Consider the following 20,271-nt stretch of genomic DNA (forward strand, 5'->3'; position numbering starts at 1 on the left):
AGGGATAAAATTAGGATAATTGCTTCACTGAAATTGCAGCGATTGCATTTTGCTACGCATTGCTAGGGTCAGAAGAATTAGTTCCGCTAATCCGAAAAACAGGTCTACAAAAGCAATGGATAAAAATCCTTTATCTTGCCCAAAGAAAAGTACTGCACAAATGAAAAATGTCGATCCAAAAGCTCTTGAAGGAAATATTGATATCCAGGCAGTTGCCTGATATCGGTACGGGTCAAGTGCCCCAGGAATATAAAATGCACTAATAATAAACAACAGCATTCCCGCAGCACGAACCCAGATAATTGGCTCTGGTATATGCATTTGAAGGAACGTCAGCATTAATTCTGGAAAGAAGCAAGAAGGAATGACAAAAAGCATATTAACAATAATGCCAACCCAAGTAACGCGACTAAACCATTTAGCGTAATTATTCATTTTTTCTCCTTTTAAAGCTTTTTCATGTACTCAACTAGGGCATTTTTATCTTCTGTAGGAAGATCGGTTCCATATAAATGACCACTGTTACTATTTCCAGGTTTTGTGGTATCGAACTTAAAGTATTGCTTACCGTTTTCTACACCAACATCAGATACAAAGCCAACTTTTGCTCTGTCAATCACATCGTAGCCACGATAGAATTCTTTAGGTCTATTTTCTGGTGTTTCTAGTAAATCCCGTAAGGTGGGAACTGAGCCATTGTGCAAATAAGGGCCGCGTAACCAAACACCATCAAGGGGCATATTTGCATAGCCATTCGTCTTACGGAAATTCTTAAAGCGCCACGGATACCCTGTATACAGAGTATTTTGGTTAGACATCGTTTTGTAGGTATATGAGTCAAGACGATGAGGGTCTGTACCAATTTCTTGAATTGGGACAACTTTGCCTGTATATGCACCACCAAAAGCGTGACAACTAGCACAATTGCTTTGAAAAAGCTGTTCTCCCTTCGCTGCTATAGTTTCGTTAACTTCGTAGGGATATTTTGGTGGTGGTAGTTCCCAAAGCCAATCAGCAACTCTCTGAATTCGAGGCAAATCAATCGTTGTGGGTGTGACTCCAGCGCCTAAAGCCGCACTCTTATTTCGTTCATCAACAGAAGTGTTATTACCATCCCAATGTAACTGCAATCCCTCACGGGGTTTTTGATTCCAAACGGAAGGGAAATCAGAAGTACCAATCAGTTCATCCTCACGCAACTTATCCATTGGGAAATGAAATTGAATTGCTTTATAAGGATTAAAAGTATCTACTCTTCCTGGGCCCCAATCTGGTTGTTTTTCAACGAACTTAAGTCGAGATGCCTGATTAATTAGTGCATCTCTAGTTTGAGGAATTGCAATGAAGCGATAAAGTAATTTTTCAATGGGATTAATACCACCACTGATTTTTTCAATTTCTGGCAACATCCGGTTAGCAGTAAAGCGCTCATCTACACCAACTGCTGACAAGAATTTGATATATCCCTGCAAATTAACTACATTAGCAGGCATTGCCGTGATGACTTGATGTTCGCTATTGGGAGTATTTCGCAGCGTTCCTGTATGACATACAGCACAATTCAAGCTAACTCTATCGATAAAGACTCGCCTTTGCGAAAAACCTATAGGTAAATCTTTGTCAGGTTCTTTGATAAATCCTAAAGAAGTATAACCTTTTCCAGGTAATTTATCTGGGAATAATTCTGGTAAAACTTTCCAAATCCAGTAAGGGATGCCATTGACCGGTTCGCTGCCGATTGAACCATATTTAAAATGGTTTTCAATATCAGCATAATCCACTGGGGAGTTAGATAAAACAGGCCAAAGGAAAAATACTGCTACTGCTACAATACCTACAATTACAACCCAAATCCGCTGGAAGATTCCTTTGATTGAGGTTGGAAGTAGGGTAGGGTTTGTTTGTTCAGTCATGAAACACTCCCCATTTTGTCGAGATTATTTGTAAGCGAAATTGTCGATGCGATCCGCATCGCTTTTTTATCTAGATAAATTTGCAAACTGAGTTTCATGAAAAACTGACATTACTTCTTCCATCATCTCTTCATAGCTATTGAAGCGATCCTGCTCGTAACAACCCAAAGGATTTTCAATTACATTCAGCAGACATTTATTGCAATAGGTACAGGGTTTATCTGCCAGGTCTTTACCTTCTTTAAAAGATTTAACTAAGTCATTATTAGCAATTAGGGTACGAGCCATTGTCACGCCATCACAATAATGCTCGCTAATTGCCTGACGAATATAAGAAGCTTGCTGTAAACCACCTGTACATAATACGGGAATATTAACGTGCTTTTTAATTTCTCTGGAATCTAGTAAGTTTCTGCCTTGATTCTCTATTAGTAGCTGTTTGATTTTAGGATCTTTTACATCATCACCACTAAATGCTTGAGGAGGCAATTGTTTTTTCACACGATTCCATAAAAAATTGAAAATTGGATGCAAAAATGCTTTGCGAAATAAAATGTAGTTGCGTGTAGTTTCTACGCCACTTGACAACATGGAATCATAAGTTTTAGTAATGATATCAAAATTAAAATCACCAATGGGATTGAGTGGGTGAGGAAATAAGCTACCAGTTGACACATGGACGGCATCAGCCCCAGCTTCTTCTGCCCATTGACAAACTTGGATAGAATCTTCTATGGTATTACCTGGTTTTTCCCAAAAGGTGACGGCATTGTTATAGTCAACGGCACTAATTTTGAATTGCAAATGAAAGTCGTTGCCTACTTCTTTGCGGATTGCTCTAATTACATCTAGCAAAAACCGCGCTCGATTCTCTAATGAACCACCATATTCATCTTGACGGTCGTTAATTCCAGAACTGAGAAATTGATTAAAAAGATATCCATTTGCACTGTGCAATTCCACTCCGTCCAAACCTGCTTCACGGGCACGTCTAGCACCATCGGCGAAGTATTGAATTGTTTCTTTAATCTCTGTTAGTGTCATCGCTTGACACAAAAAGCCGTGGAATGGCTCAGTTTGGCTAGTGGAACTTAAGGCTTTTTTTCCTAAGTTTTCTACACCACCAATATCTTGCTGTCGCCCCGAATGGCTTAATTGCAAAATAAATTTACAGTCATATTCGTGGACTCTTTCTCCTACTTTTCGCCAAAAGGGAATGCGCTCATCACAGTTAATGGTGGCGTAATTGGGCATAATTCGTCCCCGGATGGCGACTGGGACAAAGGAACTAATAATCGCTCCTACACCACCACGAGCAAACTTTTCTTCCCAGTTGATTCGGGCTTGAGTTCCTGAACCATCATAGTTATCCCATCTGCCAGAAATACTAGAGCGAAATATCCGATTTTTTACTGTGAGATTACGGAATCTCAATGGCTCAAATATAATATCGTTTTCCATGTGTTTCTCTGTCTTTATCTATTGTTTCGGCAATAAAATTAGGTGTCAAAATTATTCGTAGCACTAACAGTCTCGCCAGAGAACTATTTTTTTAGGTCTCTGGGAGAGCAGTTTTTATGTCTACAAATCTACAGTGGAGGTTTTCGGATGCGATCGCTAAGTATTAAGTTTTTGTTACTTAAATTTACTTAACCAGTTTCAGCATGGATATTTATCCTTATTGGTTTTTACAGTTATATAAAGACTTTTGCAATTTGTAAACCTATCGGTATTTACAGAGCAATTCTTAAAAAAAGTGAAAATTTCCGTCTTTTATTTTTCTTAAAAGGTTAAGGCAACCTTAAAAGTAGCTAAAAGGATCTGCTCACAATTTGTTACAAACCTAACCAAGTAGGTAGGAAATCGATATAACCATAGCAAATTGGTTATTGAAGACCATTGTAAATTTACAAATTTTTAAATTTTTGATGTAGAAATGTATAAAAGTTTATTGATGACGTTTTACAAAGTTGTGTAGTAACTTCATATATAACGAACCTTAGTAAGGTACATTAATCATCAAAATATCCCAAGACTAAATCTGGAAAATGGGAAATTGGTGATGAAGCATTAATGTACCTCTGCAAACGTGAGGTGCAGTGGGAAAGGTTTAGGTGTTATGACCAGAGAGTTTTATGAAAAAGACAAGTCTAATTTTTAAGGGCTGTCTGCTCCTCCTATTCGCGACTATGTTTATAGTCTGCGGTTTTTATGGAACGCCTACAGCTCTAGCCGATGAGTATAGTGAAATACCTACGTCCATAAGTACTGAGTATTCGGATACGGGTGTATCTGAATACCCTGATAACTGCGAGGGTATCGGTTATCTCCCAGAGTACACAAAGGAGAATTTGACAGATGCCGAAAAACGGGGTCGTTGCACTTGGTACTTATGGACTGGCGGTAATTCTAAGTACTATCGTGATTTAGCGAAGCGAACGCATGGTGGTGTTGACCTGCTAAAGCTGATTGACTCGCGCGTGCATGACGAGCGATTGCAACGTTATGGTGCAATTAACGATCCTGGATGTGAAAAGGCGACAGCACCAGATGAATATGGTTTGTGGCTAGATAAATGTAAAGATCCGCTCTCAACTGGCGTTATTGGATTGCGTAAGTTCCAAAACCCCAACTTCGACTCGACAAAATGGAACCCTGTTGAATATGCCAAAACTTCACAAATTGAGCCTCCATACGTAATCGGGCAGTCCTGCGCCATCTGTCACGTAGCGTTAGATCCCCTCAATCCACCCAAAGACAAGGAACATCCAAAATGGGAAAACCTTGTAGCAGCATTGGGTAATCAGTACATTAAGGAAAATAAATTATTTGCATCCAGCGTTGGAGAAAATAGTTTTGTTAAGCAAGTACTCGATTCTCAAAAACCTGGTACCTCTGATACTTCTCGGATTGCCACCGATCATATTAATAATCCGAATGCGATCAATGCCATTTTTAATTTAGGCGATCGCCCCAAATATCCAGAGGTGATGAACGATGGTTCAACCAAGGATGTTAATCATATTCTCAAGGATGGTGCAGACTCTACAGGAGTGGCAAATGCCTCACTACGCGTCTACGTCAACATTGGGATGTGCGGCGATTACTGGACAAGTCTTCATGAGCCTTTATTAGGCAGAACTCCCCAAAAACCTTTTGATATTGAAAAGGCGCGCAAAGAGTGCGAAGGCTGGAGACAGACAGAAGCACGCATGGCTGATGCCGAAGCATTCTTAAAAACCATCAAGCCGATGCACCTGAAAGATGCACCAGGTGGCGAACAGTTCTTGACTAAAGATGAGGAAGTTCTCAAACGTGGGAAGCTGGTTTTTGCCAGTACTTGTGCTGGTTGCCATTCCAGCAAAAAGCCATCGGCTGCGATCGCTGCTGACCCCGAACAGGCTCAAAAATGGTACGAAGAGTCTGTACTCAGTAGTAATTTCCTCGACCACAACTTCTTGTCTGATGACCAGCGCTACCCAGTTACCCTAATTGGTACTAATGCGGCGCGATCGCTAGGGACAAATGCCTCTAAAGGGCATATTTGGGATCAGTTCTCGTCGAAGACGTTCAAAGAACTGCCCTCACCAGGTACTTTGACGCTGTACAACCCCTTCGATCAGAAAAAACCCATCGAATTTAAGATACCTGATGGCGGTTTGGGATATTACCGTACACCCTCACTAGTGAGCATTTGGGCAACAGCACCACTTCTGCACAACAACACACTAGGACTTTACAACGAAGATCCTTCAGTGAAAGGACGTGTAGAAGCCTATACGGATGCGATGGAAAAGCTGCTGTGGCCTGAAAAGCGTGAGGGAATTATCAGCAGGACATCTAAAGATACCAAATTAGAGCTTCCTCCAGGAGATCCGAATCCGAGATTTAGGCTTCCTGTTCCTAAAGGTACGCCTGTGAATTTGCTAGCAAGCATCAATATGAGAGAGGCGATTACATCTCTGAATCTCGGCAGCCTTTTTCAAGACTTGAAACCGGAGGGTGGAATTAAGGGTAAGTTGGCACGTGTACTTTTAAGAGCCAACAAATCTCCTGATTTTGTAGAAGATGAGGGTCATTATTTTGGCTCAAATCTCCCAGATGAAGATAAGAAAGCCCTAATTGAGTTCGTGAAAACTTTCTAAGTACAGCTTTCGTGTAAAATCGTAGTGTTTTAAACGCAGAGAATTCGCTACGAATTAATAAAATGTTGTACTAAGACAACTTGTCTTGATATTCTGCACTCGTTTCCAGGTTAAATCTGGGAACGAGAAAAAATATTGATTAAATAGCAAGGATATATATGGCGTATTTACCAATCGTCTTCGTTCGTGGATATGCAGGTACAGAAAAAGACGTTGAGCAAACAGTCAACGATCCGTTTTATGGATTCAATAGTGGTTCAACCCATATTCGAGTAGATGAGAAGGAAAATCCCCAGAAGTTTTTTTTCGAGAGTCCATTGCTGCGGCTAATGACCGATCATGGTTATCAACCGATTGTTGACAATCAGAATGTAAGCAATCAGATTAAAAGATTGTCCGATCGACTTCATCAAACTATTTGGATCTATAGATTTTATGATATATCTACACCTAGCTTTGGCTCCTCAAGTGTCGTTCGGCAGGAGATGGAAGAGATAGCGAAGGGTTTAAGAGACTTGATCCAGAATGTCAAAAAAACGACGGGTACTGATAAAATTTATCTGGTTGCCCACTCGATGGGAGGTCTTGTTTGTCGCAGCTTGATTGAAAAGATTTATCCAGAACAAGGCGAGCAAGCTGCCGATCATATTGACAAATTCTTTACCTACGCTACACCTCATGGTGGTATTTATTTTGAGGTCGGGGGTGGCTTAATTGAAAATCTCAGGGACAGGTTTCAATTGAATAATTCTGATGACTTTGGCCCTCAACGGATGTACCAGTATTTAACACCTAATATTAAGCCAACGGCTGAGTTACCCGATAACTTTCAGCTACAACAATTACAAAGTATAGATAATGCATTTTCGCCAAGCCGCGTTTTTTCTCTAATCGGCACGAATGCACATGATTATGAAGAAGCTTTTGGTCTTTCACGCAATCTTGTTGGGGTGAAAAGTGATGGTCTAGTTCAGATTGATAAAGCTTATATCCTTGGATCTCATCGTGCTTATGTTCATCGCTCTCATGGTGGACGTTATGGCATATTGAACTCCGAAGAAGGTTATCAAAACCTGCAACGATTTTTGTTTGGTGATATTCAGGTGAAACTGTCTCTGAGCAATGTTGAGTTACAAGACCTGGACAAGAACTTTTATCAACTAGAAACTAGGGTGGCTTTGCGTGGTCTTCCTATTCCTATATATGAGCAAGCGATCGCTCATTATTGCCCAATTACACAAGAGTTAACCCGAACAGATAAACCTATTCCGCTATTTACAGCTTTCTTAATCCCAAAAAACTCAGTCAATGATGATAATACCTGTAGATATGCCCTGCGTTTAGCGCTGCATTCCTTTACAAAACAAGAGACGAATTGGTTACGTGACCATCATCTCGACCAAGTACCTTTGTGGTCTGACTATCTAATTACTGATGTTGCCGAATCAAATAGCACTTATGAGGCTAAATACAGTTGGAATTCTGAAGAAAAAGAGCCAGTAACAAAATTAAATCCGACTTCAGAATCTAGTCCAGATATATATGTTGCGTATGTTTCTTTACCTGAACGCGGTCAAAAAATCTTAGGAACAAATGCAGCAGTTCGCTTGGAAATTTCCCAATGGAAATAAATAAGTGCTTGTTGTTGTGTAGTCAGTAATTAGGTGTGTTTACTTAGCACTGTTTAATTATTTTGGAGAGAGAATAATCAAGCTTAAAGAACGTTAGGTTAATAATGGCTAATAACTAATGATTCATAAAAAACATGAGTGAAAAACAATGGAGAGATGAAGCCTACGTTTTTATAAGGTTTCTGGATTAACACATAGTTATTTCACCTGTCTATTTATTTCAAGTTTTTAAAAGAGGAAAATTATGCAGACCAATCGCAAACAAACGGCTCTTATTACTGGTGCATCTGGTGGCATCGGTTATGAATTCGTGAAATTATTTGCTCAGGATGGTTACAATCTTGTGTTGGTAGCTAGAAGCCTGGAAAAGCTGAATAAAATTGCCGATGAATTTAAAAATAAATTTGGCATTGATGTCAAAGTTATTTCCAAGGATTTATCTAACCCATCAGCCCCAGAAGAAATTTTCACGGAACTAGAACAAGCATCGATTAATATTGATGTGCTGGTGAACAATGCAGGATTTGCTACCTACGGATTATTTAACGAAATTGACCTGAATGCTGAAATGCAATTGCTACAAGTCAATATCTTATGTCTGACACATTTAACCAAGTTATTTCTCAAAGGCATGGTTAAACGGGGGTCTGGAAAAATATTAAACCTGGCTTCCACTGCTGCTTTTCAACCAGGGCCGTTAATGGCAGTATACTACGCTAGTAAAGCTTATGTCTTATCATTTTCAGAAGCGATCGCAAATGAATTAGAAGGTACAGGCGTTTCTGTAACGGCGCTTTGTCCAGGGCCTACCGAATCTGGTTTTCAGCAAAGAGCCGCAATGGAAGACTCCAAGTTGGTAAGCGGTCAAAAAATTATGACTGCGGAAACAGTAGCCGAAATCGGTTATCGTGGTCTATTTGAAAACAAAACTGTTGTTGTTCCTGGAATTAAAAATAAGCTGCTTGCTGAATCTGTAAGATTTACTCCCAGAAAGCTAGTGACAAAACTAGTCAGAAGTATGCAGGAAAGCAAGTAATAAGTAGGTCGGCGTAAATAATTAAGGCAGGGACAATGGGAAAACTTGTTGCAAGTTCTCACCTCTTGTCCCCCCTGCCCCTCTGCCCCTCTGCTCCCCTGCCCCCCTGCTTTTTCACTAATCCCCCTGCGGATGCTCATCCCACAAGGTTGTCAGTTCTCGTAAACTTTGATGATTGCCATTACCCAAAATCAGATGATCTAGTACTGGAATGCCCAAAAGCTGCGCCCCTGCTAACAACTGGCGCGTTAATTCTATATCTTCCTGGCTGGGTTCAAGGTTTCCAGAAGGATGGTTGTGGGCAACTATTACCCGCGTTGCGCCTTGACGAATAACTTCTCGAAAAATATCACGAGGAGAAGCTAAGGTTTCGGTTGCAGTGCCAATGGTAATTACTTGCGTACCCAACAAGCGATTCTTGACATCTAACAGCACCACTGCAAAACGTTCTTGTATTTGCCACATCAAATCTTGGCTAAGGGTAGCAGCAGCAGCAAGTGGGCTATCAATTAATGTGCCATCATTCGGTCGAGATTGAAAAGCACGTTTACCCAATTCAATTGCTGCTAAGATACTTGTCGCCTTCGCCGGGCCGACACCAGAAATTTGCATCAACTCAGCAGGGCTAACTTCTCGCAGAACTACCAAAGGATCGCGTTGATGTTTGCCTAGTTCGCTCAAGATATATTGTCCCAAACCCACAGCCGATAGTTTTCCTGGCCCTTGACCAGTGCCTAGAAGAATTGCGATTAACTCTGCTGTGGCTAAAATTTTTGCACCATGCGTCATTAATCGCTCACGCGGACGCTCATTTGTAGGTAGATCGGCAATTCTGAGGCAATAGGTCATATTAAACTAAGAAAATAGCACCACACATAGAACTATCCTTAGTTATCCCTCGTTTGCTCTCAAAATCATCTTTATTTGAGAAAATCTTTAACCTTGGTAAGTTTGTATAGGTAATTTCATTTGCAACTTTCAAAGGGAACACTAAAAAAAGATGATTTAGGGCCATGCCTACGGCGGTAAACTATGTTCGACGATTTATTCAACAATCTCAAAGGTTTTATTGACTCTAAAATTCAAGAAGTCGGTAACGATCTGCAAAAACGCTTCGGCGTTCCCGAACCCGCAGAGCCATTTATGCTGATTCGTCGATTCACACCTGCCGATTCTACGGTGACAAAGGGATGTATTGCAATTGTCGGAGAAAGCTGGCAAATTGAAGCTTATGACGATAATAATCAGAGCTTTTTTACGAATAGTACCGATCCTTTGCGAAATGTCATCTTGTTTGAAATTGCAGAACCCGATGTCCAAGAGTGTGTTTTTGCTTGTCAATTTAACGCGAAAGCGCTAGACACAGAAAAAGCAATTAAAGTTAGTTTAGGTTTTCGGAGAACGGGACAGTGGGGCGGAATGACAACAACTTCATGGTTTACAGAAGTTTCACCAACAGAAAATTTTAAACCTTACGAAGCGCGTGCCCATTTTAAAAAAGAAACAGATGCTGCCAAAGTTCAAATCAGTATGCAATTTGAGAGTAGTGGCATTCTTCAGATTAAAGATATTGAATTAACTGCAAGCGCCTGTAAAGTAACAATCGTGAGCTTGGGTAGGGGCTGGGATGGGGTGCAATGATTGTGGAAATCATAACTAATTATCCAGACATGATATGAGCGGATGAACAAGAACGCCCAAATATGACAAAAGGCTACTATTTCAAAGGGAATACTAAAAATAATATAATTTAGGGCGATGCCTACGGCAGTAAACTACGCTATGTTTGACGAGCTATTCAACAATCTGACAAATTTTATTCTCTCTAAAGCTAAGGAAACCCTTAAGGAGCTAGAAAAACCACTCGCTATTCCCGAACCCGCAGAGCCATTTGTGCTGATTCGTCGATTCACACTTGCCGATTCTATAGTCACAAAGGGAGGCATTGGAATTGTCGGAGAAAGTTGGCAAATTGAAGCTTATGACGATAATAGTCAGCGCTTTCTAACTAATAGTACAGATCCTTTGCGAAAAGTCATCTTGTTTGAAATTGCAGAACCCGATGTTCAAGAGTGTGTTCTTGCTTGTCACTTTAATGCGAAAGCGCTAAACACAGAAAAATCAATTGCAGTGAGTTTGGGTGTAGGTAGACCACGAGAATCGGGCGGACTGAGAACAACTTCATGGGGTAGAGGAGTTTCACTAACGGAAAATTTTCAGCCTTACAAAGTGCGTGCCTATTTTAAAAAAGAAGCGAATGCTGCCACAGTTCAAATCGGTGTGCAATTTGAGAGTAGTGGTATTCTTCAAATTAAAGATATTGAATTGCTGCAAGCCCCCGTCAAGTCGGAATCATGAGTAAGCAAAGTGCGTAGTTTACCGCCGTAGGCATCGCATAATTCAGCAGCCCAATACTACAGGCGATCGCAAACTATTTAAACCCCTTCATTTTTGCTAATTACTGATGAATTTGCGTTGCTTTCAACATATGGTAAGTAATGATCAACTGAGTCAAAGCCAGGGGGTAACTTTGCAGTGTTTCTCCAGTTGTACCAGCAATTTTTCCCAGTTCTGGATTACTTTCGCGATCGCAAATACTTCGTAAATGGGGCATATCAGAACAAATAACATGCTCTAACTTATTCACCTGGTCTAAGGTTGCATGACCATCAACTTCTAAGACATCCACAGGCTTACTCATATCCCTGTCTAATCCCAAGCGGATTGCTGAGTCAGAATTACCATAGCCAGGGTTGATAATCTGGGTAAAATCTGGGTGGGGAATTGTCGGACGTAGTACCAAACGCACATTTAAATGTCCATTGGTTTCATCATCTTCCCCGGTAGGTGGATAGAAACTAATGACTATATCAGACCATTGCCGCTGCGGACGAATAAATTGTGCTGAGTCTGGTTCGCGCTTTTCTAATTCTGCCAGCACCTGTTCATCTGTGTAGCCGCGCTTTTGGGTATCCCGCTTGACTTTCCATTTTGTGCGTAGTTCTTCAGGGGGTGCAAGATAAACTTTCACGTCGTAGGAGTCACGAGCAGCACGAGTAGAATAACCAAGTAATCCCTCAATGATTACGAATTTATTCGGCTTAATATACTGCGGTGGCTCGAATGTGCCGGTTTTATGGCTGTAAACTGGTTTGAGAATTGGTTGTCCTGTGCGTAGCAGCGACAAATGTTGCTGCATAATATCTAAATGGTTGCAGTCCGGGTGGAGAGCAGTGATGCCAATATCTGCACGTTGTTGGCGATCGTAACGGTGATAATCATCTGTACAAATGAGCGTGACATTTTCTGGGCCGAGTACCTGAGCGATTCCTCGCGTTAGTGTTGTTTTACCAGCCGCGCTGTCGCCGACAATACCAAGAATTATTGGACGGCTCATCATAACCTCCCACAATAAAAACAACTATAGTAATAAAATTACCTACAATAGTTTTTATTCTAGAAGGGTTTAAGCAAGTAACTCAAACAAACACTTGGTATGCAATATCTCTACACATATAGCAATCCTATTTGAGTTGTGAAAAATATAGATTAGAAAACGAACCGCCTTCTCTACAAGAGGCTGAGGCCAACGCGTAGCGTCTCGTTAGAGAAGGACGCCAAGGACGCAAAGGAAAGAAAGAAGAAAGAAAGAGAGATATAATTTTCAAAGGATGATTTAGGACTGCTATAGAAAGTTTATGCGATCGCTTTTTGCATAATAATTACAATCTAAATGATTGTTAGACTTATCTGTACGCATAAAAACTAGACATTTTCTGTTGAACCTACTCTCAGCCGCAGATATTCAATTTTGATACAAGCATCCATAACCACATTGAGTCCTGCATCTATAGCTTTTTGTGCTGATGGTTGATGCCAGATACCCAGTTGTGTCCACACAGTTTTAGCAGTGATGGAAATTGCTTCATCTACAATTTCTGGCAAGTACTCACAACGACGAAATACGTTAACAATATCCACAGGTTCGGGTAATTCCTGGAGTGCGGCATAACTGGGTTGACCGTCAATTTCTTTAATTCGCGGGTTGACGGCATAAACTGTATAGCCTTTCTGCCGCAAGAATTGGGCGATTTGATAACTGGTGCGATCGCGTTTATCAGAGTGACCTACAATAGCGATGATTTTGGCTTGGGTCAACACCTCGCGCAGAGCGCGATCATCTTCTTTAAGGTTTGGCATGATTTAAAATATCCTGAGCGTAGGCACAGCCCGTCGTAGACATCGCTTTGTTTATCATACTGAGTTGTATTTAAATATAATTTTGACTTTTAAAAAATCATTTACGAATATCAAAGACTCGTCCACGAGTAAAAAAGACTCATTCACGAGTATCAAAGACTCATCCACGAGTATCAAAGACTCATCCACGAGTAAAAAAGACTCGTCCACGAGTATCAAAGACTCATCCACGAGTGAAAAAGACTCGTCCACGAGTAAAAAAGACTCATCCACGAGTATCAAAGACTCGTCCACGAGTAAAAAAGACTCATCCACGAGTATCAAAGACTCGTCCACGAGTATCAAAGACTCATCCACGAGTATCAAAGACTCATATCATGTCCGCCAAATTACCCATAATAAAAGAACCCCACCCCCAACCCCTCCCGAAGAGCGGGGAGGGGAGACAAAGCACAGCTTTGGCGGGGTGGGGTTCTTCGGGTTTAATAAGCAATCAAGCGGACATGAAATCATCCCCAATTCTCCATGCCCAATGCCCCATGCCCAATGCCCCATGCCCAATTCCCAATACCCATGACAACTAAAACACTAGGACTCGAACAAAACCTCTATGACTATTTACTGTCAGTCTCTCTCCGAGAACCAGAAATTTTAACCCAACTGAGACAGGAAACAGCCCAGTATCCAATCGGGAGAATGCAGATTGCTCCCGAACAAGGGCAGTTTTTGGCATTACTGGTGCAATTGTTGGGAGCAAAGAAAACCTTGGATATTGGGGTATTTACAGGTTATAGTTCCCTGGTGGTGGCATTGGCGTTACCGACAGACGGTAAAGTGGTAGCCTGTGATATCAGTGAAGAATTTACAACGATCGCTAGACGTTATTGGCAACAAGCAGGAATGGCGGATAAAATTCAACTGCACATTGCCCCAGCTTTGCAGACTTTGGATCGGTTACTGGCAACAGGAGAAGCAGAAACTTTTGATTTTGCCTTCATCGATGCAGATAAGAGCAACTATGATGGCTATTATGAGCGATCGCTGCAATTAGTGCGTCCGGGGGGATTGATTGCGATCGATAATGTTCTCTGGTCAGGTAGGGTTGCCGATCCCCAGGTGCAAGATAATAGAACGAAAAGAATTCGTGCTTTTAATCAAAAACTGCATCAAGACCAGCGAGTTAGTCTTAGTGTACTAGCGATCGCAGATGGCTTAACTCTGGCATTGAAAAAGTAATACCAATTAAAAAAACAATGCAACAAATAGACCATTTGTAGAGACGCAATTCATCGCGTCTTCACCCAAGAATGTGTTGCAATCATTAATTGAATTGGTATACATTTAACGAAAATAGCTCTTATTGCTCTAACATTTGGAAAAATCGGGTAAAGTAATCTGGGAAAGTCTTCGCTGTACAACCAGGATCTTTAATTACAATCCCTGGAACCTTCAAGCCAGTGACAGCAAAAGCCATCGCCATTCGATGATCGTGATAAGTTTCAATCGCTGCTGGGGTAATGGGGCCAGGCTCAATTTTCAGTCTATCTGCAAATTCTTCAACTTCAACTCCTAGCCGCCGTAACTCTGTCACCACAGCTTTAATTCGGTCAGTTTCTTTATATCGAATATGTTCCACATTCCGAATGGTAATCGGTGAACTAGCAAAGGGTGCGATCGCTCCTAATGTTTGCACTAGATCCGATATATCATTCATATCAATATCGATGCCTTGCAATTGCTTCGGCCCCGTCACTTCGGTGTAATCATTCGCATCCCTAATTTGGCAACCCATCTGTTCTAAAACATTCAGCCAGAGAATATCACCTTGACAAGATTGTTTGGTCAAATGTTTTACCCGCACCCGTCCACCCGTGACGGCGGCGGCGGCAAAAAAGTAAGAAGCATTTGATGCATCGGGTTCTACAGTGTAATGTCGAGCTTGGTAACGTTGTCCCGCTTTAATCTGAAACTGATTATCGCCGATTTGCATCACCTCCACCCCAAAGTCTGCCATCAGACGACAGGTCATTTTGATGTAAGACTGAGAAACCAACGTACCCTCAACCTCAAAAATCGTATCCTGTTGAGCGTAAGGCGCAATCATCAGCAATGCCGAAAGTTGCTGACTTGTTTGGTTGGCTTTCAAGCGAAAATTTCCGCCAGCGAATCCCTGGCTATAGAGGGTGTAAGGCATAAACCCTGAGTTTCCCTCAAAGTTAACAGTTGCACCACCCGTTTGTAGCACCGTCAGCATGTCACCCATCGGTCGTTCTCGCATCCGAGGAACGCCATCTAGCCGATATTCGCCATTACCTAGCGCTACCAGCGCCGAGATAAACCGTGCTGTAGTACCTGATAAACCTACAAATAAATCTGCCTGTTTAGCTGGGATGTCGCCTCCCTTTCCTGCAATCTGAATCTGAGCCAGATTAGGATTCAGAGTTATAGGAATACTCAATTGCTCTAAACATTTAGCAAAATACTCGCTGTCTTCACTAAATAAGGCATTTTCTAAAATGGAGTCACCTTGCGCCAAAGCTGCGACAAGCAACGCTCGATTGGTAAGACTTTTAGAACCAGGAATTTCTACCGTGGCATCCACTGGCCGATTCAGAGCAGGAATTGCAATGGTATCCACTTTAAACCTCTACGTAGGCGGTTAGGTACAACTTTCTTTATATATTCCCACATCTTGAGCAAAAGGGGCAGGGGGAGTAGGGAGTGTGAGTTACAAGTAAATAGTGAGGAATAAGATTTTAAAACTTATAATTTATAACTCGCCTATAACTCAGCACTGGCTCAACGCCAGCTATCCGCTAACAGGACTCTAGAAAGATGCAATTTATCGATCAAGCAAAAATTGAAGTTGAAGCTGGTAAGGGCGGCGATGGTATTGTCGCTTTCCGGCGAGAGAAATACGTGCCGACTGGCGGCCCCTCTGGTGGTAATGGGGGACGAGGTGGTTCGGTATTTTTCGTTGCCGAAGAAAACCTGCAAACCTTGCTGGACTTCAGATATAACCATCGCTTTCAGGCAGAAAAGGGTACTCGTGGCGGGCCAAATAACTGCACTGGGGCAGCAGGAAAGGATTTAATTATCGAAGTTCCCTGCGGTACAACCATTTATGATGCTGAAACTGGCGAACTGCTGGGGGATTTAATTGAACCTAAGCAGACTTTGCTGATTGCCCAAGGTGGTAAAGGCGGACTGGGAAATCAGCATTTTTTGAGCAACCGTAACCGCGCCCCAGAATATGCCCTCCCAGGATTGCCAGGAGAAATAAAGCAGCTGCGCCTAGAGTTGAAACTTTTGGCAGAAGTGGGGATTATTGGCTTACCAAATGCTGGTAAATCCACTTTAATTTCATCTTTATCAGCAGCACGTCCAAAAATCGCAGACTACCCCTTCACTACCCTGATTCCAAATTTGGGTGTAGTGCAAAAACCTACAGGCGATGGTACTGTTTTCGCCGACATTCCCGGACTAATTGAGGGCGCGTCTCACGGTGCAGGACTGGGACACGATTTCTTGCGCCATATTGAGCGCACGCGAGTGTTACTTCACTTAATTGATGCTACTAGTGATGATGTGATTAGAGACTACAACACAATTAAGGAAGAATTACAAGCTTATGGACGGGGTTTAGCAGAACGCCCGCAAATTTTGGCGCTGAATAAAATTGATGCAGTCGATCGCGAAACTGTCAATTTGGAGGCGTTGGCCACCCAACTTAATCATCTTTCCTATGCGCCGGTTTTTGTGATTTCTGCGGTTACTCGCACCGGGTTAGAGCCGATGTTACAAGAAATCTGGGGAATTCTCGATCAAATGAAGGTTCCTGAAGAAGTGGAAGCATTTAGATAATTTGTAATTCGTAATTCGTAATTCGTAATTACTACTTTTAGAGGAAAAGTAGCTGTTGGCAGCAGACAATTTTCTCAATGTCTTGTGGGGTGGGCAACATCAGCGCCCAAATTTATGCTTGAGAATTTGTACTCGCAGTATCACATTAGTAATTATGTTTTCGGCTTATTCGTCTCAAAAAAATTATTTCATCGACGAGTAAGCTTTTTCTATTTCCAAAAACTTTTTAGGCAACTGTATATCATCCTCGATAAGCAAGAGTATTAAAGCTGTAGTCCATATTCTGCAAAGCTTATAGCTTTTCTTAATGCCATTCGGTGCAGATCGTTTTAATTCATATTAGGCGTGAATTATAAACGCTACGCAGATTTAGCTGACTGCCACCTTGGCTTGCTGTTGCCATACCGCGTCTGCATACAATAATGTGTCGAAGTCCGGCGAAATGTTGCCGTTAGCGATCCGGGCTTCGTGTAATGACCAGTCAGCAAAGAACAAGTCATGGCTGATGCGGGCCACTATTGCTGGCACATCGCGTCGGATGCTGGGTACGTCGCCGATGGGCAGACCGAAGCTGACGAAGCCAGCAGGATTGAACACATGGATATCTTTCAGATAGGGGGCATTGCCAGGTACTTTCTCTTGGTATTCATGAGCGCTGCCAAGGTAAGGGTGGGTGCTGAGTCGCTCGTCACGTTGGTCGGCTGGGGCTTCATAGCGATCGCGCCAAAGTGCAATATGATGTGCAAATTCGGCGAGTTCCGGGCGCTTTGTCGGGTCAACAAAGTAGCCAGTACCAGCGATCGCAAAATCAAACTCGAAAACATCATCATTTACCTGAGCGACGATGCGATCGCCCTGGTTGCGAGCAGATTTCCACGGTGCGGATAGATGCAGGTGGAAGTTAGAGAACGCTATTACCCGCTCGATTGCATCTGGTGGTGGTGTAGAGCCAACCTGATTAAACCGCCAAGCTTGGAACCAGCGAGCTGCATCAGGTAGTTGCGGATAGTTATAGTAAGCGCCAGGATAACCTCGCACGCGATTCACTGGTACAGATGCGATCGCTGGCCGTCGTGCAAACAAATGTACTGCTTTAGCGCCTGATTCAAGTGCCACTCCTGCTGCATCAAAGGCCGAGGCCGCAGCACCCAGCACTGCTACTGTTTTACCACGCAGATTATTGAAGTCGATTGCATCGGCGGTATGTGCATATAAGGTGCGTGGCAGAGATGCCAATACAGGCGGTATGTTTGGGCCACCAGTGCCAGCTACACCGTTGGCGAAAATAATTTTACGTGTGGTTTCCACCTGGGCGACACCGTTCACTTCTAAGTGTAGACGAAAGAAATCTGCGTCCGGCTCAATCCGCACCAACTTCGTCTGATACCGAACTGGAATGCCCAAAAAATGCCGATACCAGCTGAGGTACTCAGCCCACGCCACTCGTGGAATGCGGTCAATCGCTGCGTATGCCTCAACACCGTGCCGTGCCTCGTACCAAGCTTGAAATGATAGCGCCGGAATGCCCAGTTCTGGCCCTGGCAGGTTTTTCGGTGTGCGTAGCTTTTTCATCCGCGCCCGCGTCAGCCACACGCCCGCATGGGTTTCGTCCTCAGCTTCGTCGATGACTGTCACGCGGCCAATGCCGGCACGCCGCAGGGCAAATGCGAAGGTGCTGCCACTGCCACTACCGCCTACTATCGTCACATTGTGGTCAATGCCTGGGCGATCGCTTACCCAGTTTTCGGGATCGGGGCCGAGTAGGCGCAACGCCTCACGTGCAGCAAAATCGAGGTCAGTCGTTGTTGTCATGTCGGTATTTGAGGATGAAATGAGAGTCATCAAATGTTTTCCTGATTCTTTAACTATTCTGAATTCTGATTCCTGAATTCTTACAAAGAAGCTACCCCGGTAAGAGCCTATTTATAAAGTAAATATTAAGTAGGATGTGTTACGGCTATGTAAGGATTTGGGAGTTTCAGAAAATCAGGATTAGCCGTAACGCATCATATCTGTCGGTGCGTTAAGCGTTGCTATAACGCACCCTACAATTTAAGCTTTACTTTATAAATCATCTCTAAAGGTGTACTGCACATTGCAAATTAGTTGAAATTTTCTATTAATTTGAGTAGCTGATAACGCTTATCTTTATTTATTGGCGATCGCCTTTAAAGAAAAACTTTTTAGTTTGCTAAAAATCCCAAACTGTTTTATCTCCTGCTTAACAACAGGCTGGCGATGAGGAGATTCTTGTGGTGGTAATTCCCAAATATCACGGATCTCATGTTCTTGCCGATCTGTTAATTGCAGATGATGTGGTAATTGAGACTGTTGCTCAAATAACCAAGGTACTCCATTTAATAATTCTCTTTCTATTCCATGAAACATCATTTTTACCATGATTAAAAATCAGGTGATTTTGACATTTAGCTTTTTACTTATTGCTGCAATTATTGGCATTTGGCGATATCTTGGTTCAAACTGCTGTCCCAAAGTTGTTTAACATCAACTTTTGTGGAAATTACACCCGCTTGAAAAAAGGTATTAGCAACCTTTTGCTGAGAAGCAATAGCTTCGTCAGAAACAGGAAGTAATTCTTGACGACGCTGTTGTAGTCCTTGTTTAGCATCTTGATAAACGATACCTTCATCAACATCAATGGTCTTTGCATAATTCTTCGACCATTGCTTGAGATTAGATTCCCGCCAATTTTGGGATTTCTGCAAACGACAGAGAAAATCAGCGATCGCAACTTTCTTTTGGGGATCGGCGATCGCATTCGGTGAAGCAATAATTACGAAGTTACCGCTCAAAATATCTTTTGCAGATTCCAGCACCCGCGCCCCTTCTTTTTTGGCTTGGGGAATGGAGTAACCGTAGGTAGCCCAAGCATCAAGCTGTCCTTTACGAAAAGCGGCTAGTCCATCAGGTATCGATAAAGGAGTTGCATTGATATCCTTCATCGTTAGCCCGACTTTTTCCAACATCTTAATCAGGAAGTAGTGGGCAGTTGTAGCTTTAACGTAACCCACTTTCTTACCTTTAAGGTCAGCGATCGTTTTGGCAGTCGAGTTTTTGGGTACGAGTACAACTTGAGCAACTGTAGGCCCTTTGAGAGTGGCAATAATTTTTACAGCTGCTTTCGATTCAATCGCAAAAATCGGCGGAATTTCACTAGCTGAACCCAAGTCAATCGCACCAGCATTGATTGACTGCACCATCAAATTACCCCCAGTAAACTCAGTAAATTGAGTTTGATAAGGGAAATTATCTAATTTAGCTAACTTTAAATTTAAGTCCCAGCCACCTTTAAATTTAGCAACATGCAGTTGAGTTGTATTCGATAGTGCGACTTGGGACGCACTAGGATTAGTAGCGATCGTTGCCGGACTGGTAGACTTAACCTCTGAGCAAGCTGTTGTTGCTACTAACAAGCAACCCAAAGAGAAGGAAAAATTTTGCTGCAAATTGATAGACACGTT

The 20,271-nt window shown here is 42.3% G+C and carries 17 protein-coding genes; 7 read left to right on the plus strand and 10 right to left on the minus strand.

Translation table 11 applies throughout. From position 1 onward, the window contains the following. Positions 1 to 24 precede the first annotated feature (24 nt). From RMZ95_RS08995 to RMZ95_RS09005, 3 genes are all read right to left on the minus strand, one after another. Positions 25 to 435, minus strand: a complete 411-nt coding sequence (locus RMZ95_RS08995) for a hypothetical protein (protein ID WP_322686530.1) — start codon at positions 433 to 435, stop codon at positions 25 to 27. A gap of 11 nt (positions 436 to 446) precedes the next feature. Beyond that, complete coding sequence (locus tag RMZ95_RS09000; protein WP_322686529.1) at positions 447 to 1,913, minus strand: cytochrome c; 1,467 nt, start codon at positions 1,911 to 1,913, stop codon at positions 447 to 449. 66 nt (positions 1,914 to 1,979) lie between these two features. After that, complete coding sequence (locus tag RMZ95_RS09005; protein WP_322686528.1) at positions 1,980 to 3,374, minus strand: NADH:flavin oxidoreductase; 1,395 nt, start codon at positions 3,372 to 3,374, stop codon at positions 1,980 to 1,982. 728 nt (positions 3,375 to 4,102) lie between these two features. Between RMZ95_RS09005 and RMZ95_RS09010 the strand changes: the two genes are divergently transcribed. The 3 genes from RMZ95_RS09010 (at position 4,103) to RMZ95_RS09020 (ending at position 8,725) form a co-directional block, all read left to right on the plus strand. Continuing rightward, the gene (locus tag RMZ95_RS09010; protein WP_322686527.1) at positions 4,103 to 6,058 is read left to right on the plus strand and encodes a hypothetical protein; all 1,956 of its coding nucleotides are present in this window, start codon (positions 4,103 to 4,105) and stop codon (positions 6,056 to 6,058) included. Between the two features lie 158 nt (positions 6,059 to 6,216). Continuing rightward, positions 6,217 to 7,689: a lipase/acyltransferase domain-containing protein gene (locus RMZ95_RS09015; protein ID WP_322686526.1), complete on the plus strand. Its 1,473-nt coding sequence runs from the start codon at positions 6,217 to 6,219 to the stop codon at positions 7,687 to 7,689. Between the two features lie 244 nt (positions 7,690 to 7,933). Continuing rightward, on the plus strand, positions 7,934 to 8,725 hold the full coding sequence (locus RMZ95_RS09020; RefSeq protein WP_322673168.1) for an SDR family oxidoreductase: 792 nt from the start codon (positions 7,934 to 7,936) through the stop codon (positions 8,723 to 8,725). 117 nt (positions 8,726 to 8,842) lie between these two features. On the opposite strand, the gene radC is transcribed toward RMZ95_RS09020, so the two are convergent. Then, positions 8,843 to 9,574: a RadC family protein gene (gene radC / locus RMZ95_RS09025; protein WP_322686525.1), complete on the minus strand. Its 732-nt coding sequence runs from the start codon at positions 9,572 to 9,574 to the stop codon at positions 8,843 to 8,845. Between the two features lie 183 nt (positions 9,575 to 9,757). Between radC and RMZ95_RS09030 the strand changes: the two genes are divergently transcribed. Together RMZ95_RS09030 and RMZ95_RS09035 are read left to right on the plus strand one after the other, a co-directional pair. After that, on the plus strand, positions 9,758 to 10,366 hold the full coding sequence (locus RMZ95_RS09030) for a hypothetical protein (protein WP_322686524.1): 609 nt from the start codon (positions 9,758 to 9,760) through the stop codon (positions 10,364 to 10,366). A gap of 117 nt (positions 10,367 to 10,483) precedes the next feature. Then, entirely contained in the window at positions 10,484 to 11,083 is a 600-nt protein-coding gene (locus RMZ95_RS09035; RefSeq protein ID WP_322686523.1) for a hypothetical protein, read from the plus strand. Between the two features lie 100 nt (positions 11,084 to 11,183). Here RMZ95_RS09035 and RMZ95_RS09040 read toward each other — a convergent pair whose 3' ends face one another. After that, positions 11,184 to 12,122 carry a phosphoribulokinase gene (locus RMZ95_RS09040; protein ID WP_322686628.1) on the minus strand — a complete coding sequence of 313 codons (939 nt, stop codon included), beginning with the start codon at positions 12,120 to 12,122 and terminating at the stop codon, positions 11,184 to 11,186. Between the two features lie 368 nt (positions 12,123 to 12,490). Beyond that, complete coding sequence (locus RMZ95_RS09045; RefSeq protein ID WP_322686522.1) at positions 12,491 to 12,925, minus strand: CoA-binding protein; 435 nt, start codon at positions 12,923 to 12,925, stop codon at positions 12,491 to 12,493. A 573-nt stretch (positions 12,926 to 13,498) separates the two neighbouring features. Here RMZ95_RS09045 and RMZ95_RS09050 point away from each other — a divergent pair. After that, entirely contained in the window at positions 13,499 to 14,161 is a 663-nt protein-coding gene (locus tag RMZ95_RS09050) for a class I SAM-dependent methyltransferase (RefSeq protein WP_322686521.1), read from the plus strand. Positions 14,162 to 14,282: 121 nt separating this feature from the next. Here RMZ95_RS09050 and aroA read toward each other — a convergent pair whose 3' ends face one another. Continuing rightward, positions 14,283 to 15,563, minus strand: coding sequence for a 3-phosphoshikimate 1-carboxyvinyltransferase (gene aroA / locus RMZ95_RS09055; protein WP_322686520.1), 1,281 nt, complete (start codon positions 15,561 to 15,563; stop codon positions 14,283 to 14,285). Between the two features lie 197 nt (positions 15,564 to 15,760). Here aroA and obgE point away from each other — a divergent pair, with 197 nt between their 5' ends. Then, the gene (gene obgE, locus RMZ95_RS09060) at positions 15,761 to 16,789 is read left to right on the plus strand and encodes a GTPase ObgE (protein WP_322686519.1); all 1,029 of its coding nucleotides are present in this window, start codon (positions 15,761 to 15,763) and stop codon (positions 16,787 to 16,789) included. Positions 16,790 to 17,158: 369 nt separating this feature from the next. On the opposite strand, the gene RMZ95_RS09065 is transcribed toward obgE, so the two are convergent. The 3 genes from RMZ95_RS09065 to RMZ95_RS09075 form a co-directional block, all read right to left on the minus strand. Beyond that, positions 17,159 to 18,631, minus strand: coding sequence for an NAD(P)-binding domain-containing protein (locus RMZ95_RS09065; protein ID WP_322686518.1), 1,473 nt, complete (start codon positions 18,629 to 18,631; stop codon positions 17,159 to 17,161). Between the two features lie 306 nt (positions 18,632 to 18,937). Continuing rightward, positions 18,938 to 19,189: a hypothetical protein gene (locus RMZ95_RS09070; RefSeq protein ID WP_322686517.1), complete on the minus strand. Its 252-nt coding sequence runs from the start codon at positions 19,187 to 19,189 to the stop codon at positions 18,938 to 18,940. A gap of 50 nt (positions 19,190 to 19,239) precedes the next feature. After that, positions 19,240 to 20,268 (minus strand): ABC transporter substrate-binding protein, encoded by a 1,029-nt coding sequence (locus tag RMZ95_RS09075; protein WP_322686516.1) that lies wholly within the window; start codon positions 20,266 to 20,268, stop codon positions 19,240 to 19,242. Positions 20,269 to 20,271 lie beyond the last annotated feature (3 nt).

Source organism: Nostoc sp. DedQUE07, from assembly GCF_034530975.2.
GTDB lineage: Bacteria > Cyanobacteriota > Cyanobacteriia > Cyanobacteriales > Nostocaceae > Nostoc.

Coding starts and splice junctions, on each gene's coding strand:
- RMZ95_RS08995 (WP_322686530.1), bottom strand. CDS start 435: ATGAATAATTACGCTAAATGGTTTAGTCGCGTTACTTGGGTTGGCATT.
- RMZ95_RS09000 (WP_322686529.1), bottom strand. CDS start 1,913: ATGACTGAACAAACAAACCCTACCCTACTTCCAACCTCAATCAAAGGA.
- RMZ95_RS09005 (WP_322686528.1), bottom strand. CDS start 3,374: ATGGAAAACGATATTATATTTGAGCCATTGAGATTCCGTAATCTCACA.
- RMZ95_RS09010 (WP_322686527.1), top strand. CDS start 4,103: ATGTTTATAGTCTGCGGTTTTTATGGAACGCCTACAGCTCTAGCCGAT.
- RMZ95_RS09015 (WP_322686526.1), top strand. CDS start 6,217: ATGGCGTATTTACCAATCGTCTTCGTTCGTGGATATGCAGGTACAGAA.
- RMZ95_RS09020 (WP_322673168.1), top strand. CDS start 7,934: ATGCAGACCAATCGCAAACAAACGGCTCTTATTACTGGTGCATCTGGT.
- radC (WP_322686525.1), bottom strand. CDS start 9,574: ATGACCTATTGCCTCAGAATTGCCGATCTACCTACAAATGAGCGTCCG.
- RMZ95_RS09030 (WP_322686524.1), top strand. CDS start 9,758: ATGTTCGACGATTTATTCAACAATCTCAAAGGTTTTATTGACTCTAAA.
- RMZ95_RS09035 (WP_322686523.1), top strand. CDS start 10,484: ATGCCTACGGCAGTAAACTACGCTATGTTTGACGAGCTATTCAACAAT.
- RMZ95_RS09040 (WP_322686628.1), bottom strand. CDS start 12,122: ATGAGCCGTCCAATAATTCTTGGTATTGTCGGCGACAGCGCGGCTGGT.
- RMZ95_RS09045 (WP_322686522.1), bottom strand. CDS start 12,925: ATGCCAAACCTTAAAGAAGATGATCGCGCTCTGCGCGAGGTGTTGACC.
- RMZ95_RS09050 (WP_322686521.1), top strand. CDS start 13,499: ATGACAACTAAAACACTAGGACTCGAACAAAACCTCTATGACTATTTA.
- obgE (WP_322686519.1), top strand. CDS start 15,761: ATGCAATTTATCGATCAAGCAAAAATTGAAGTTGAAGCTGGTAAGGGC.
- RMZ95_RS09065 (WP_322686518.1), bottom strand. CDS start 18,631: ATGACTCTCATTTCATCCTCAAATACCGACATGACAACAACGACTGAC.
- RMZ95_RS09070 (WP_322686517.1), bottom strand. CDS start 19,189: ATGGTAAAAATGATGTTTCATGGAATAGAAAGAGAATTATTAAATGGA.